The sequence below is a fragment of the Thalassolituus maritimus genome (assembly GCF_900156675.1).
GTDB classification, from domain to species: domain Bacteria; phylum Pseudomonadota; class Gammaproteobacteria; order Pseudomonadales; family Oceanobacteraceae; genus Thalassolituus; species Thalassolituus maritimus.
Map to the genome: position 1 here is coordinate 1 of NZ_FTOH01000005.1, position 16,475 is coordinate 16,475.

The window sequence follows — 16,475 nt, forward strand, 5'->3', positions numbered from 1 at the left end:
GGTCGATTCCTATCACTCTTAGCTGTTCCATAAACCACCTCCCGCGAAGAAACTGAAGTTTCAGTGTAAGGGAGGGGTGTCCATTTCATTAGCTTATTAGTGTGCGTGCGCATTTATCCTAGGACACTCTTTCGAGGTTTCCTAGGTAGCCTATTGATTGCATTGAAGAATCCTCCATGGGGTTCTGTGGAAGAACCGACAAATTTGACAAGTTTGGCTCTAACACGATCATAGCGAGCCCTGGAGTTGCTTAAACTGCCCCTGGATCATCGCCTTTTCCTGAAGTATTACCTTGTTCTCGTCAGTCAGAAATGCAATCTTGTCCTGGCAGGCTTTTAGTTCGGCTTTGGTGGTCTCCAATACTTGAGCTGACACAGCCAATTCCTTGCTCACATCTGCTTTTTGGGTGGTGATCACTGCCATGTTTTCCGCCATTTGTTCATTTTTATGCTGGGAATCCCGATACTTCGTCACGGCGTCTTCAAGCTCGCGCTTCAGACCCTGGATATCTTCTATCTTTCCGTTTAGCTCCCTGTTTAGCGTTGCATTGGCTTGTTCAAGTTTACCGGCGTTGCTTTGTAACTGTGCATTAGCATCAAATAACTCAGACGCTTTGGACTCGGCTTGGGTGAGCCGGTGTTGCAGATCACGAATCTGATCTTTTAATCCCTGAATAACAGTGCGAAACTGTTCGCGCTCCTGCTGACGGTCTTCCGCTGTGCGCTGCTGATAGTGTTCAAAGTGCTCTCGAATATCCTTGTTTTCCTGCTTGAGTTCAGCAACGCTTCCCTTCAGTTCAGTAGTCCTCGCAATCGCTTCGTCTCGTTGGGACTCGGCTTTAACCAGGCTGATACGCGCACCTTCCAGAAACTTTTTTTCCTCACCTTTTTCTTTGTTTTGCCGCTCAATCTGGCTTTCAAGATCTTGTTGTCGAGCAGTAAGCTGCGCGATTGTGTTTTTGGAATCGGTCAACTCTTTACGAAGCTCGTTATTGAAACCTTCAAATTCCTGACGGGCCTGCTCGATACGATGGTCGGCCATTTGTTGTACCCGCTCATACAGCGACTTTACCACTTCGATTAAGTCGTTCGGTAGCCCGCCGATATCGGCCGCCTCTCCGTTATCTGATCGCCAACGTTTGAGCAGTGGTGCGATGGTGCTTTTGCTGCCGGTTCCGAGGTGTTCACGCACCCGGTCTACAGTAGGTTCTTGGCGCTGACTTTTGATCGCTTCAGCGGCTTTGGCAACGTCGTGGTAAGTGACACCGGCACGGGCCATGTGGATTCCTCTCAGATTATTTAATAACGTATTATGTAACACGTAAAATAACATTATATTGATGTTTTTCAAATACGATTGAATTTCAAATTCTAACCAACGATAATGACCATTATCGTTGGTTATGATAATCAGGCATAATTTTTTCACTTGTAACGCCGGTACATAGCCGCCTTTTGAGCGACCGCGATAGGAATTCGATTCATGCACAGCAAACCACCCAAATTGACCACTGACTTATCATTACGTAATGAGCGATCATATCAGATTGCCCATCGGGAATCCGAAGCGCTGCGTCACTATCTCCAGGCAGCCACCTCTGACAACACGCGCAAAGCGTATCGCTCGGCCATTCGCCAATTCGAAAAATGGGGTGGCCGACTGCCTACCGACAGGGATACTGTCGTGCGCTATCTACTGATCAAAGCTGAATCTCTCAACCCTCGGACACTGGATCTCCACCTGACGGCCATCGGCCAATGGCACTACTACCAGGGAGTCGCTGATCCAGTAAAAGATCCTCTCGTGCGCAAAACGATGGAAGGCATCCGCCGCACTCACGGCCAACCCAAACGCAAAGCCAAGGCGCTGCGCCTGGAGCACATCGCACAGATGGTAAAGCATCTCCAGCAACTACCAGATAGCAAGAAGAAGTATCGGGATATCGCACTGGTGCTAACGGGCTTCTTCGGGGCGTTTCGTCGCAGCGAGTTGCTCGCAATACAAGTCACGGACCTGGTGTGGGAGCCTGAGGGCTTGATCATTCGGCTGCCTCGCTCCAAAACCGATCAGCAATCAACGGGGTTGGTTCGTGCTTTACCTTTTGGGGCTGAAAGTTGTTGTCCGGCTACAGCGATCGAAGCATGGATTAGAGTAGCTGGTATCAATGAGGGCCCCCTCTTCAGGCCCATCAACCGCTGGGACCATGTTCAGGAAAGAGCGCTGAATCCAGGGGCGGTAAACGATCTTCTCAAAACCTTGGGCAAGGCCTGCCAGTTCGATTTTGCACCCGACTTAAGCAGTCATAGTTTTCGTCGCGGCCTCTCTACCTCGGCGGCACGGGAGCGCGTGGACTTTGAACTGATTAAAAAGCAAGGAGGCTGGAAAAGTGATGCTACCGTTTGGGAGTACATTGAGGAAGGACAGCAGTTCAATAATAACGCATCAATCATTCTGATGGAAAAAATGAGCTTGTTGCTGAACGCTGAATCCCTAAAAAAGGGAAAGTAAATCCGCAGGATCGAAATCATCTCGGCGCAAACATGATAATGCCCATCCCTAACAAGGTGATGGCCACGCCTACAAAATCCCACAGATGCGGGCGAATCCCATCCACACCCCACAACCACAGTATGGCCACCGAAACATAGACGCCGCCATAGGCCGCATAAACCCGGCCCGCTGCGGTTGGATGAAGAGACAGTAGCCAGGCAAACAGCGCTAGGCTGAACGCTGCCGGCAGCAAAACCCATGCGGATGCCGACTTCTTCAGCCAGAGGTATGGAAGATAACAGCCAACTATTTCCGCAATAGCGGTGATGATGAACAAACCGAGCGTGGAAAGTATGGACATACGAAGTTCTCTTGTTAGTGCTGATCCGTTTGGCTGGGCACGGGTTGATCCCGGCAAGCTTCTTCGGTCAGCTCGATTTCAATTGTGGTGTGAGCCAGCGGGTATTGTTCGAGCGCCATAGCAATGGATTGTTTGATGGCGCAGTATTCGTCAGGACCAAAAACTCCCTCGTGATCCACTACGATATGGGCCGTCAGTACATGCTGTTCACCATCCAGGGACCAGAGGTGTTGGTGATGAATTCCGCTGATGCCATCAATGCCAATTAGTGTTCGCCGGATCTCCTCGTGAAGCGCCTTATCTGGAACAGCCTGAAAGAAAAGCTTGCCGGTTCCCCAAAGATTCCGACACACATTAAACAGAATAAAGAGAGTAAACCCCACCGATAACAATGGGTCGAGAATAGGCCAGTCGGCAAACTGCAAAACGATTGAAATAATCAGCACTGCCACCCACCCCAGCACATCTTCCAATAAATGCCAGTTCAATACCTTTTCGTTCAGCGTATTTCCCTTGCTAAGGCGATAAGCAGCAATACCGTTGACGGTGACGCCCAGAATCGCCAGCGCTAACATGCCCTCGGTGACGGGCATCACTGGATTGGCCAGTCGGGGAATTGCTTCGCCTAATACCCACAGCGATCCGGCAATCAATACCAGGCCGTTGATCAGGGCGCCGAACAGGGACAACCGCCGGTAGCCATAGGTGAATTCGGTGTCGGCGGATTTACGTCCCAGCCGGTTCAGGAACCAGGCGCTGCCAATGGACAGACTGTCGCCCAGATCGTGCACCGCATCGGCCATGATAGCCGTGCTGTTGGTGAGCCAGCCGCCGATGAATTCGATGATGGTAAAGCCCACGTTAAGAAAGAACGCCATTGCTATGCGGCTTGCACTTTCATCTTTGTGGTGTGAATGATCGTGTTGATGCATGAGCAACCCTTACACAATAAATGTACCTGCCCTGACCGTAACGATAAGGGCAGGCACAACGTTTATGCCATGTCGCTTAACTTGCCTTTTGAAAACCAGGCAAACAGCACCGGCAATACAAACAGCGTCAAGAACGTAGCGGTTACCAACCCGCCCACGATCACACTCGCCAGAGGCTTTTGGATTTCTGCGCCGACACCATTCGACAGCAGCATGGGGATCAGGCCCAGTGCCGAGGTAATAGCAGTCATCAACACGGGCCTTAGCCTTGAAACCGCTCCATCAAACACCGCATCCGATACTTTAAGGCCGTCCGCAATCCGTTGATTGATGCTTTCCACCATGACAACGCCATTCAGTACAGCGACCCCGAACAGGGTGATGAAGCCCACTGAGCTGGGTACCGACAGATACTGGCCGGAAATCCAGAGTGAAAACACGCCACCAATCACCGCCAGCGGGACATTCACCAGAATCAGCATGGCCTGGCCAACCGAGGCAAAGGCAAAATAAAGCAACAAGGCAATTAATCCCAGCGAAACCGGCACCACCAGTGCTAAACGCTTTTGCGCTCTCTGCTGGTTTTCAAACTGGCCACCGATATCGACGGAATAGCCGGTGGGCAGGTCCACTTGCTCCACAATCGCCTGACGAATATCGGCAACCACGCTGCCCATGTCCCGTCCCTGAACATTGGCCTGAATTACAACCCGACGCTGCACGTCATCACGACGTACCTGCGGTGGTCCAGATGCGATACTGACTTCCGCCACATCCCCTAGGCGTACCCAGGCACCTGACGGGGCCTGTAAGCGCAGATCGGCAATGGTTTCACGGTCTTCGCGAAACCGCTCGGCGAGCCGCACGTAGATGTCGTAACGCTCGTTGCCATTGATGATCTGGCCGGCACTGGCACCTCCCAGCCCTTCGCGTACCAGCTCCATCACGTCGCCCACGGCCAGACCGTAACGGGACAAAGCTCTGCGGTTCGGCTTCACCACCAGTTGAGATTCACCGGCGATCTGCTCCATGGCCACATCGCGCGCCCCTTCGATTTCTTTCACTGCGGCCTCAATGGCCTGGCCCTTTTCGGCCAGCACGGCAAGATCGGGACCAAACAACTTGATGGCCAGCTGCGCTTTGACGCCCGAGAGCAACTCGTCCACACGGGTTGCGATGGGTTGCGAGAAGTTGAGCAGTAAGCCTGGGTGTTGCTCCAGTTTCTGTTCCATCAATGACTGGAGTTCATAACGGTTGTCTGCACTGGTCCATTCCGGCACCGGTTTAAGGCCAATATAGATCTCGATGTTATTCACCGGCTCAGGATCGCCGCCGATTTCAGCCCGGCCAATACGTGACAGTGCATAGGTTACCTCTGGGAACTCCATCAACTTGGCCTCCAGTTTGGGGGCCACTTCCAGCGCGGTATCCAGACTGGAAGAAGGCGCCAGGGTGACGCGCAGATTAATGGTACCCTCCTCCAGTTCAGGCACGAATTCGGTACCCAAGCGGGGCAGAACCAACGCGGCCGCTACCACCATAATGGCAGCGACACCCACCACCACTTTGCTGTGTCCCATCGCCCAGGCTAAACCTTTACGATAGAGCAGATCGAGCGGCTTTAATACAAAGCTCTCGCGTTGGCGAACCCCCCTGCGAAAGAGATAGGTTGCTAGTGCAGGCACGATGATCAGGGCCACCAACACCGCCGAGAGCATGGCGAGCATGATACTGATGGCCATGGGTTGAAACAGTTTGGCTTCGACACCTTCAAAGCTGAACAGTGGCATGAAGACAACCAGAATAATGGCCGTGGCAAAAAAGATGGGGCGAGCGACTTCCTTACCGGCTTCCTGCAGGCGCAAGGCAATACCATGACGGTCGTGGGCCGCATCAACAGGGTCCACGTCATCGGAATCCACCCGCGATTGTCTCTGGGTATCATGTTCAGCATCCGGGTGCGTCAGATGTTTAAACATGTTCTCCACCATTACTACGGAGCCATCCACCAACATGCCAATGGCGACCGCAATCCCCCCCAGCGACATCAGATTGGCCGACAATCCGAACCAAGCCATCACCATTAAAGCGATTCCAATAGATATCGGGATGGACATCAACACCAGAAAGGTGGCGCGCAGGTTCATCAGGAATAGCGCAAGGATCACGACGATGAAAATAAACGCCAGCAGCAGGGCATTGACCACGGTCTGTACGGCCTGGGTGATCAAATCCGCCTGATCGTAAAATGCCTCGAAGCGAACACCTTCCGGTAATGCCTGGTTAATACGCTCAATGCGTGCATTGACTCCATCAATGGTGGCCTTGGTGTTGGCCCCCATGCGCTTGAGCACGATGCCGGACACCACCTCGCCGAGATTCTCCACCTTGTCGTCGGCGTTCTTGCGCGTCATGGTCACCGCTCCCTGACGGATCTCACTGCCCAGGGCCACTTGCGCCACGTCGGACACGGTGATCGTAGTACCGTCCACGGTTTTCAGTGGCACCTGACGGATCTGTTCCAAGCCCTTCTCACCATGATCCAGCCAACCCGTACCCCGGATCACCAGTTGCTCCTGGCCCCGGTTCATATACCAACCGCCGACGTTGGTGTTGTTGCGCTCCAGTGCCATCATGACGTCGTCCTGGGTCAGCTCGTAGGCCAACAGTCGGGACGGGTTTAGGTTAACCTGGTACTGACGCACCTCACCGCCAAAGGAGAGCACATCGGTCACGCCCTCGGCCGGGATCAATAGCAGCTTCACCACCCAGTCGTTCAAGCTACGCAAAGCCATGGCGTCGAAACCGGCATCGGGTTCTGCCACCAGCAGATACTGATAGACCTGACCCAGGCCGGAAGTATTCGGGCCCATTTCCGGTGTGCCGACGCCATCGGGGATCAGCTCCTTGGCAGCCTGAAGCCGTTCAAATACCAGTTGCCGGGCAAAATAAATATCGGTGCCTTCTTTAAAGACTACGGTAACGCCGGACAGGCCGGTTTTGGAAATTGAGCGCACCTCTTCCACATCCGGTAAGGCGTACATCACGGCTTCGATGGGATAGGTAATAAGCTGTTCCACCTCTTCGGCAGCCAGCCCCGGTGCTTCGGTATTGACCGACACCTGCACGTTGGTGACATCCGGAAAAGCATCCAGATTCAGTTTGGGAATAATAAAAACGGCACTGACCGTTAGTGTGATCAGGGCTATCACCACCAGCAATCGGTTGATGACCGCCCAATCGATAATTCGGTTAAACATGGGGTCTCCTACTGCTTAGTGGTTATGGGGGTCAAAGCCGCCCTTGGCGATCTGAGAGGCAACAAAGAAAGCGCCCTGAGTGACGATGCGAGCCCCCGGACCGACACCGCTAATTTCACGTAGCGGCCCGAGCGCTCGACCCAGCTCCACCTCCACTGGCTGGAATTCGCCAGGATGGTCTTCCACGAACACCGTCCAATCTCCGTCTGCGCCGCGCATCAGTGCGGTTTCGGGTACCGCTAGCACGGGCCTTTTAGTCTGGAATCGGAAATACACCTCGGCGAACTGGCCAGGGTGCAGGCGGTGTTCCGGGTTATTGACCAACAGGCGCACGGTACGGGTACGGGAGATGGGATCAATGGTGTGCGCCTCCTGAGTGACCTTGGCGTTTACACGGACATCCCCAGCCACCACTTCCGCCCGCGTTCCCGCGCCCAGCGTCAGGGAGAGATCGGCGGGCAGGTGGGCCTCCACCCAGAGTTGCTTTTCATCGGCCAACGCAATCAAGGGCGCGCCCGCCTCGATGCGCTGCCCCTGCTCGAAATCATCTCTAAGCACCGCGCCGTCAATCTCGGCATGCAGGGTATACTCCCCTAATGCAACAGATTGCTGAGAAGCGACCAACGCTTGCAAGTCCGAGGCGGAAAGGCCGTAGGCCAGCAGCGTCGCCCGTGCCGCTTCTAGGTTGGTTTTGGCCGTGATGTAACGCTGCTCACCCACGGTTTTGCGCCCAAGTTCCTGTACTCTCTGCCATTCAGGCCAAGCCGTGCGGTAATTGGCTTGTGCTTGCGCCACGGTTTCACTGAACAGAGTAACCAGCGGCTGACTCTGTTCGACGTGATCGCCCAGGGCGACATGGCGGCGCAGCACCACGGAGGGCACCCGGGGCGATACCCGGTAACTGGTGTAGCCGTTGGAAAGGATCTCCCCCGGTGCGTAAAGCTGATAATCGACCTTTCTGGGAGTCAGTGGGTTGATCTGAATATCGGCCAGGGTCATTTGCGCCGGGTTCAGTGAGGCAGAAGTAGCTTCTTCGTGACCTCCATGCCCACCATGATTATCGTGGTCACCGCCCTCGCTATGCTCTTCATGCCCGTGTTCTGAGCCGGAGTTGTGCTCGTCGTGGGCACTGTGTTCATCATGATTTTCGTCGCCATGATCATCGTGGCCGTGCTCGCTGTCAGGCTTATGCGCATCATGCTCTTTATGGTTTTCCTCACGATGATCGTCATGATTATCCTGTTCGCTATGGGGTGCCGCCGTTGTCGCTTTTTCCTGCCCATGCTCAGACTCAGATTCTTTGGCGTGGCTGGCGGTTGCGGTCGCAAGACCAGCCACCAAAATGGCTACCAGTGTTTTATTCATGTTTATCATTCCTGTTTAATTCGTTGACGCTGTCGATGACTTTGTTGCGTTGTTCAGGTGGCCCGATTGCTGAAGTGCTTCGGTGAGCGCAAGCCGTGTCTGCTTTTCCAGCTCAATGCCTGCCAGCAGGCTTTCGGTGCGTTGATTCAAGGCCAGCAGATAATTAGTGGTGGACAGATCACCCGTGCGCCATTGCCGTTTCAGCAGTTCGGCGCTGTTCTCGACCCGACCCTGAACAACCTCTTGCCAGCGGCGATATTGCTGTTCAAAGCGCTGCCAGGTGGCCTGTGCAGCCTGCCAGTCAAAGCGCTGCTTGCGGTAGATAGCCTGAAAACGAGCCTCGGCCTCCAGCGCTATGCGTTCAGCGGCGCGAGTTTCTGCGCTGAAGTTGTTGCGGACATTCAACGGGATGGAGAAGGTCAGCCCGACAACGCTCTCTCCACCATCACGACCGGAATTGACGCCAAAGGTGGGCTCCGCCTTGGCGGTACGCCGTGTCACTTCAGCTTCCTCCTTCAGCGACTGCCAGCGGGCGTGGGCGCTGGCTACGGCCGGGTGTTGCAGTAACTCCTGATCCGAGGTCAAGTCTGGCTGGGAGGGCCAGAAATCATCAGGAATGCCGCCTCGCGTGGGCGCCCATGCGGGCAGCAGCTCGCGAACCCGGATTTCGGCTTTCTGTATCGCGGCTTCGGCCTCGGCAACCTGAGCCAGCTGCTGTGACAGGGACAGAAAGGTGAGTTCGGCATCGATGCTGCCCAGATCACCTGCCTGCTGGCGCTTATCCACCTGTTCGAGCAAGGCGTTAAGTTGCTGCTGTTGCGCTTGGGCAATGGCGGCGGCGCGGTTGGCGGCATGCCACTCCACCAGTGCGGCAAGCGCCTCGGCGGTTTTGTCCAACACTTGTTGCTGGTACAGCGCTTCGGCGGCGCTTCGCATAAAGCCCGCCTGCTGCCGTCTTGCACCCCGTCTGTCCCACCAGTCGATGGTCTGCTGAACGCCGACCCGGTAGTTGTCTTCCTCTCCATTACGCTCCAAATCGGTGGACAGCTCCGGGTTGTAAAGCGGCTGCTCCAGCGCATCGGCGCTGGCGTTGGAGCCCAGCAATTGCTCGCGGGCGGCAAGCACCTCGGGGTGTTGTTGTATCTGGGAGGCGAGCCAGGCGCTCCAACTCGATGTCTCTGCGTAAGCAAACATGGGCAGAAAAAGCACGCACGCGCCCAGCAAGGCCCGTCTGGGCCAGTCAAATCGTCTCATATTGATGCTCCTGAAATTCAGCGTGCGACGGTTTGGTCGTGCACCGGATTTTGCCGTTGTTGGGGTTCATCCCGGTGAAAGGCGACCTTTATTACGGTATCACCAGGCAAGGCGGGGAGCTTTGCAGAAAAACGCACGCCGCCCTTGCGTGATGCGCGTCTGGTGAGAAGGCGCGGTGAGTAATCAGTGGTTGTTTCCGCAATCAATTCGTTATCAGCAGACCAGGCTGCGATGTCTACATGGCCTCGGGGAAGGCCGTAGCGCAGGTGAGCATCCATCCGTCCGAAGACGGTCAGCTCCGCGGCGGTATGGTTCACGGTCACCTGGCGGAAATGCCAGCGTTGGTTGTCGGTATTGACGACTTCAATTTCAGGCAAGCTGTTTTCGGCCTGAGCGGAATTGACAAGCGCTCGGCTCAGCGCGAGCCCAATAGCGATCTGTTTCATGATGTTTCACCCTAAAATAAATACCAATTGTTCGCTGTAACCCAAGTCTACAGCGACTGATGACGTGCTTTTGAGGCGCGATCAGGCGATTGGAGGGCGAAACAGAGAGGGGGGAATACCAGAGGTGAGGTTGGCCTGATAGTCGGCTTGTCCGTTTTCTGAGAATAAATTGGCCAAGTGTGAAGCGGCTCCGGTCAGAACGACAGAGCCGTGGCCATGACAATGGCAGCAATGGTGGCAGTCATATACAGACTGTCCGGGCTGATCGGGTGTCTGCTTGGCGAGCAGATTGTCGTTTTGGGTATCAGTGGCACTGGATTGGTGCGAATGGTCGAATTCCAAGTGCTCCGTCCCGAATTGATGAAGCTGGTGAACGTCCGCCATGGCAGCCACGGATTGCAGGGCAATCAGTAGAGCCAGTAGACAAGTTAAATGATGGCGGATGTTCATGTGAAATGTGGAGCCCTTATGTTGTCAGGTTCAAAACACTAGCTGCCATAGACTATCATATTATAGAAAAGTTCACCAAAACCGTTTCCGGTCAGGATTTCAGCTGCAAAATACGTCGTGCACCGTTTAGGACAACGACGCCAATAATGAGACCAATCACCAGATCCGGATAGCGGGAACCGGTCCAGGCGACCAGGCCACCAGCCAGGATAACCCCCAGATTGGCAATCACGTCGTTGGCGGAGAATATCCAGCTGGCTTTCATATGCGCTCCACGATTCCTGCTTTTGGCGATCAGCACAAGGCACAACACATTGGCCGCCAAAGCAGCCAGGCCCATACTCATCATCAGGACGGACGCTGGCTCGCTGCCAAACATAAACCGCCGCACAACTTCACTCAAAGCGCCAAACGCCAACATCAGTTGCAACCAGCCAGAAAAATGTGCCGAGCGCAGTTTCAACCGAGTGCTGCGCCCAACGGCATAGAGCGCCACGCCATAAACGGCGGCATCAGCGAACATGTCCAGGGAATCGGCGATCAAGCCAGTGGATTGCGCCCACCAGCCGATGGTGATTTCAATGACAAACATGATGCCGTTGATGGCGAGTAGCCATTTCAGAATACCCGATTCTTTTTGTGCCTCCTGTTGTGCATCTTCATGTGCTTGGGCGATGGCATCACTGTCTACGGGTGATGTGATTTCAAGCGTAGCGCCCAAACCAACAGAGTGCATCCGTTCCTCAATCACATCGGCATTATCCCCATGAAAGATACGCACTATGCGATTGGGGGTATCAAATTCCAGCGTTACTTTGGGTTCCACACTATCCAATGCCATGCGGATCACGCCTTCCTCCGAAGGGCAGTCCATCCTGGAGACATGATACTCGCTAACATAGCCGCCTTGGACGACGCTTGTGCCATCGGAAATCTGTGGTGTGTTGTCTCGTGCATCGCTGTTACAGCTAGCACAGCATTGCTCAGTCATATTAAAACGCTCTTGTTTTTTCCTGGTTATGCAGTTTAAATTCTATAGTCACTATAGAATCAAGAGTGAAATTGGTGGTTATGAAAATAGGAGAATTGGCGAGCGTTACCGGCTGCTCAATACAGACGATCCGTTATTATGAAAAAGAAAATCTGCTGCCCTCAACCCAACGCACCGAGGGAAATTTTCGCTTGTATGACAAAGCGGCCGTCGACCTGTTGCTGTTCATTAAACACTGCCGCAGTCTGGATCTCAGCTTGAAGGAAATCCGTCAACTATTGGCGCTCAAACGCTCGCCTGGCGCGCAATGTGATAAGGTGAATCGGATGATGGACGCCCATATTCAACAAGTGGAAGACCGCATTGCCGAGCTGACGCAATTGCGTAGGCAACTCAAAGCGTTGCGCCGCAGTTGCTCAAGCGATCGCACGGTGGAGCAGTGCGGCATACTGCAAAATCTGACCACCTAGTCAGAATCCGAAGCGGTAACATTGGTTTTCTGATCATTGGAAGTCACACGTCTACCCTGGATATCCCATTCCACCTTGTTCGGCGATTTTTCACTGAGGTCGGGCTCATGGCGCAGTTTCTGGCCAGTTCCAGGGAAACTGCTCGAGGCTATGTCCGTGTAGACAGGCGAGGCAAGGCATTGACGTAGATCGCTCGTTTCGAATATTATGGACGAATCGAACGATATTTGGTGAGGTACCAGACCATGGACACACTTTCTGCCAATGAAGCCAAAACCCAGTTTGGTGACCTGCTGCTAAAAGCGCAACGTGCGCCAATCCAGATCAATAAAAACGGAAAACCGGTTGCTGTGGTTATCTCAATGGATGAGTACGAGAGCATTAAAGCGCTCAAGCTGAGATTGTTGCAGTCGAGGGCCACTCAGACCAAAGCTGATATCAAAGCAGGTAACACCGTTGATGGTGAAGCATTTTTTAATGATTTGGAATCAGGTCACCACGACTAGACGATAAAATTTCTGGGGGAAGAAAAATGTCTGCTGTCGAGCTGAATGCAGAACAACTTCAGATGGTAAAGATCATCCATGACCACGCCCTCCGGTTTCCTCTTACCGAAGCCGGGGATGAGCAATTATTGCAAACCTGCTACGACTACATGGATGTGTTCAAACGGGTGATGGATAGCACCTCTCACATCCAAATGGATTACATCTGTCAGCAATACGATGGCTTTTATCGTTTTGCCAAACTCATGGAAATGCTGGCACAGGGGATCGCCGATGGCATTGTCGATGTTCCCAAGGATCATTAGTCCCGCCAATACGCCATGTCAAATTACCGCTTAACCCCGGATGCTCAATCCGATCTTATCGACATTCGTCGTTTTACCCTAGACCGATGGGGAGAAGCGCAGTCGAAGAAATACCTGTTCGAACTCCGACAAACCCTTCACCTGCTGGCTGAAACCCCGTCCCTGGGAAAGCCCAGGCCGGATGTAGGGGAGGACGTGTTGAGCTTCCCCCACATCAGTCATGTCATTTATTACGTGGTTCATGCGCAGCAGTTGGTGGTGTTTGGTGTCCTGCACAAGCGGATGGTGCCAGTGAATCACCTGGATGGGCGCGAGGTGATTTAAATGTGGCTGACGATCGGGCCGCATTGAATCGGCACTCGCTATGGAAAATATCGAACGTATTCAGCTGTTATCCAGCACGGAAGTCGAAGAGTTATATGCTCGCCCAGAATTCAATACCCATGAACAAAGCCTGTATTTTTCATTAAGTCCGACAGAACGCGCCGCGCTTGAGCAGTTTCGCAATACCCAGACCCGTATCCACTTCATCCTGCAATTGGGTTATTTCAAGGCCAAGCAGCAGTTTTTTAACTATTCGCTCGATGAGGTCAGTGCCGATGTTGAATATATCGTTGCAACCTATTACAACGGTGCAGATGCGGCACAGTTCACCGGAAACCTCTCTCGTGAATATTCGCGTAAGCAACGCCAGGCGATACTGTCACTTTTCGACTACCGAAGCTGGTCGCCTCAATTTAGAGCTGAAATAGAATCCCACATCGGTCTGTTATTACGCTATTACCCCAAAGGGCACAGTGCTTTCCGGCAGTTGCTCGCGTTTTTCGATCACCAGAATTTAATCATTCCGTCCTATCGAACGTTCCAGGACATGTTCAGCCGCGCCTTTGCCGCCGAGGAACAGCGGTTAAATAACGCCATCTCTTCCATACCGTCATCAATCAGTGGCCAGCTTATGACGCTGGTGCGGCGAGATGATGGTATCACGGCGCTCAACATCATTCGCGCGGATCAAAAAGACTTTCAGTATACGGCGGTCAAATCGGAAGTGGACAAAACCCTGCGGATTGAGGAGTTGTACGAGTTTGCGAACGGTTTTATTCCGTCTCTGGGGTTGTCAAAGAATGCCGTTCGCTACTATGCCGATGTTGCCGAACAGTATGCCGCATCCCGCTTACGTCGGCTGAGCAAACCGCAAAAATGGCTCTATGCTTTGTGCTTTGTTTACCACCGCTACCAACAGATTATGGATAATCTGATCGTTAGTTTTTGCTATCACACCCGCGCCATTATGGACGCCGGCAAGACCTACGCCTCAATGGCTCATATGGAGCACAGCTCCAAGGTGGTGACCGACTTTCCCAAGCTGGCCAAGTTTTTGAAGTGGTTCCCAAATCGAAACCCCAACATGAGTCAGGATGAACTGAATGAAGCAGCCTACAGCATGTTGCCCAAAGAGCAGTTTTCAGCCATGGCAGAGTTTCTGGAAGGCAAATCTTTCGATAAGAAAGCCGCCTTGTGGGAGTACTATGGAAAATCTTCTCGCATATTTGCACTGTATCTTCGCCCGATATTTACAACAGTCAAGCTGGAGTACTACAAGGAAAACAGCTACATCGGCGAATTGATCAATCTACTGAAAGCGCATTATGCCAGCGGGAAAAGTCCATCGGATTTAAAAATTTGTGATGACCTGGGGTTTACCATCCCCAAAAACATGAATCAATATTTGAAGCGGGAACCGAATGACACGCACATCGATCCGTACCTGTTCGAGTTCTTTGTTTACCAGAAAATTTATCATGAGATTGACCGTGGCCGTCTCTATTGCAATGACAGTGTCTCTTACTGTGATATCGATACCGATCTGGTGGACGACGCACTGGTAGACGATGTTGAGAAGATCGCGGCGGAGTTTGGTTATCCCAAGATACCCATCTACTGTGATCAGCGACTTGAGGAGGCGCTTCAGGAGCTGAACAACGCCTGGGAGCGAACGACTCACAATATCCGTGAGAATAATAATCATGGATTCAGTGTTCGAGAAACCAAGACCGGACAACAACACTGGAGTTTGCTCTATGACAGTGTTGAAAAGCTGGATGATGCGTTCTTTAAAAACCTGCCCAAGGTGGACATTGCCAGTATTGTCATGTTCATCGGCGATCGGATTGGAATGTGGAGCGCATTTACCCACATGAAAGATCGCTACACCAAGCGGAAAAAACCGCTGCCTCTGGCGATCAACGCCTGCTTGTTATCAGAGGCGTTTGGGTTCGGTACATTGAAAATGGCTGATATGTCTGACCTGGAAATCAGCCAGTTACGTGCAATGCGGGAGGATTTCGTGCGGGTGGATACGCTATGCGCCGCCAATGAAATTGTCAGTAACCACATTCATTCGCTTCCCATATTTAATCAGTGGAATTTGATGGATGAGAAAGTACTAGCGGATGCGGATGGACAAAAATTTGCGACCACAGACAGTACAATTCAATCCCGTTACTCCAGGAAGCACCTTGGCAAAGGCCGTGGTATCTCACTCTACACGCTGCTCGCCAACTATGTGGCAGTTAATGCGAAAAATATCGGCCTGAACGAGTACGAAGGACATTCGCTGTACGATATGATCTACAACAACAAAACCGATATTGATATCCACATGGTGACCGGTGATAACCATTCATTGAACAAGCTGAATTTTGTCACGCTGGATTCCATCGACGTGGATTATGTCCCCAGCATCAAAAATGTGCGAGACGCTGCTGACGATATCTATACCGCTGAACCGTTAGACTATGACACCGGAATCCTCAAACCCAAGGGCGTGATCAATGTTGATCGTATCCGCTCACAACGTCGAGGTGTCATGCGGGTATTACTTTCACTCATCATGCAGGAGAACACCCAGAGCAATATCATCCGTAAGCTCAACTCACATGCCCGTTATGCCAGGCTCAAAGCCGCGCTGTTTGAATATAATACCATCTTCAAGAGTATCCATGTTCTCAATCTGATTGACGATATGGAGCTCAGGAAAGCAATCCGAAGCGCCCGTAATCGCACAGAGGCCTACCATCAGCTTCAGAGCAATATCCGGAAGACTTATAACGGCATCTTTCAAGGCAAAAGAATCGTCGAAAACCGGGTCAGTGCCCATGCTGCCAGGTTAATCGCCAACTGTATCGTGGCCTACAACAGCATGATCTTGAATGCCGTGTACCAAAGGATGCTGGCCAACGGCGCGCCTCAAGCGGTCATCGATGAATTTATCCGGATTTCACCGATTGCCTGGACACATACGTTATTTACAGGTCGGTATAACTTCAAGAAAAGCAGCGGGAAAATTGATGTAGACGCGATGGCAAGGATATTGGAGGATCATGTGAAACAGCATTTTTGGCGTGACGATGGGCCTCAGAATTGATGATAAATTGGTCGTTTATGCAAACTTGTCAAATTTGTCGGTTCTTCCACAGGACCCCTCCATAACTCAAATTTCCCTTCAAGAAAAACGCGCACGTCTTTTACTTCGGCGGTGGCTTACTCAATTACTTCATCCGAAGTTCATAAGTTCTGATTTGATATTGGGTTAAGTTACTACGCTCCCCAAAGACGGGCAAGCGCATCTGCCCTACGTGATGA

At 52.5% G+C, this 16,475-nt stretch carries 15 protein-coding genes; 6 read left to right on the plus strand and 9 right to left on the minus strand.

Translation table 11 applies throughout. The features are described from left to right. Positions 1-228 precede the first annotated feature (228 nt). Positions 229-1,488: a DNA-binding protein gene (locus BW941_RS08615; protein WP_245820078.1), complete on the minus strand. Its 1,260-nt coding sequence runs from the start codon at positions 1,486-1,488 to the stop codon at positions 229-231. Here BW941_RS08615 and BW941_RS08620 point away from each other — a divergent pair. After that, complete coding sequence (locus BW941_RS08620; protein WP_076515222.1) at positions 1,483-2,508, plus strand: site-specific integrase; 1,026 nt, start codon at positions 1,483-1,485, stop codon at positions 2,506-2,508. The genes BW941_RS08615 and BW941_RS08620 overlap by 6 nt on opposite strands. 16 nt (positions 2,509-2,524) lie before the next feature. On the opposite strand, the gene BW941_RS08625 is transcribed toward BW941_RS08620, so the two are convergent. The 8 genes from BW941_RS08625 to BW941_RS08660 form a co-directional block, all read right to left on the minus strand. Beyond that, a complete protein-coding gene (locus BW941_RS08625) occupies positions 2,525-2,851 on the minus strand; it encodes a YnfA family protein (protein WP_020743634.1) in 327 nt (108 codons plus the stop codon). A 14-nt stretch (positions 2,852-2,865) separates the two neighbouring features. Further along, positions 2,866-3,783: a cation diffusion facilitator family transporter gene (locus tag BW941_RS08630; protein WP_076515224.1), complete on the minus strand. Its 918-nt coding sequence runs from the start codon at positions 3,781-3,783 to the stop codon at positions 2,866-2,868. Positions 3,784-3,845: 62 nt separating this feature from the next. Then, on the minus strand, positions 3,846-7,043 hold the full coding sequence (locus BW941_RS08635) for an efflux RND transporter permease subunit (protein ID WP_076515227.1): 3,198 nt from the start codon (positions 7,041-7,043) through the stop codon (positions 3,846-3,848). 15 nt (positions 7,044-7,058) lie between these two features. Further along, on the minus strand, positions 7,059-8,408 hold the full coding sequence (locus tag BW941_RS08640) for an efflux RND transporter periplasmic adaptor subunit (protein WP_076515229.1): 1,350 nt from the start codon (positions 8,406-8,408) through the stop codon (positions 7,059-7,061). Between the two features lie 15 nt (positions 8,409-8,423). Further along, positions 8,424-9,662, minus strand: a complete 1,239-nt coding sequence (locus tag BW941_RS08645; protein ID WP_040814230.1) for a TolC family protein — start codon at positions 9,660-9,662, stop codon at positions 8,424-8,426. A gap of 17 nt (positions 9,663-9,679) precedes the next feature. After that, a complete protein-coding gene (locus BW941_RS08650; RefSeq protein ID WP_008284410.1) occupies positions 9,680-10,108 on the minus strand; it encodes a hypothetical protein in 429 nt (142 codons plus the stop codon). An 81-nt stretch (positions 10,109-10,189) separates the two neighbouring features. Beyond that, entirely contained in the window at positions 10,190-10,558 is a 369-nt protein-coding gene (locus tag BW941_RS08655; protein ID WP_076515232.1) for a hypothetical protein, read from the minus strand. Between the two features lie 91 nt (positions 10,559-10,649). Next, entirely contained in the window at positions 10,650-11,399 is a 750-nt protein-coding gene (locus BW941_RS08660) for a cation efflux transmembrane domain-containing protein (RefSeq protein ID WP_436286957.1), read from the minus strand. Positions 11,400-11,614: 215 nt separating this feature from the next. Between BW941_RS08660 and cadR the strand changes: the two genes are divergently transcribed. From cadR to BW941_RS08685, 5 genes are all read left to right on the plus strand, one after another. Next, the gene (gene cadR / locus BW941_RS08665; RefSeq protein ID WP_436286955.1) at positions 11,615-12,019 is read left to right on the plus strand and encodes a Cd(II)/Pb(II)-responsive transcriptional regulator; all 405 of its coding nucleotides are present in this window, start codon (positions 11,615-11,617) and stop codon (positions 12,017-12,019) included. Between the two features lie 245 nt (positions 12,020-12,264). Next, entirely contained in the window at positions 12,265-12,525 is a 261-nt protein-coding gene (locus tag BW941_RS08670; RefSeq protein WP_068435052.1) for a type II toxin-antitoxin system Phd/YefM family antitoxin, read from the plus strand. Between the two features lie 26 nt (positions 12,526-12,551). After that, on the plus strand, positions 12,552-12,830 hold the full coding sequence (locus BW941_RS08675) for an arylsulfatase regulator (protein WP_076515235.1): 279 nt from the start codon (positions 12,552-12,554) through the stop codon (positions 12,828-12,830). A gap of 15 nt (positions 12,831-12,845) precedes the next feature. Next, on the plus strand, positions 12,846-13,154 hold the full coding sequence (locus BW941_RS08680) for a type II toxin-antitoxin system RelE/ParE family toxin (RefSeq protein ID WP_068435048.1): 309 nt from the start codon (positions 12,846-12,848) through the stop codon (positions 13,152-13,154). Between the two features lie 40 nt (positions 13,155-13,194). After that, on the plus strand, positions 13,195-16,257 hold the full coding sequence (locus BW941_RS08685; RefSeq protein ID WP_076515238.1) for a Tn3 family transposase: 3,063 nt from the start codon (positions 13,195-13,197) through the stop codon (positions 16,255-16,257). Positions 16,258-16,475 lie beyond the last annotated feature (218 nt).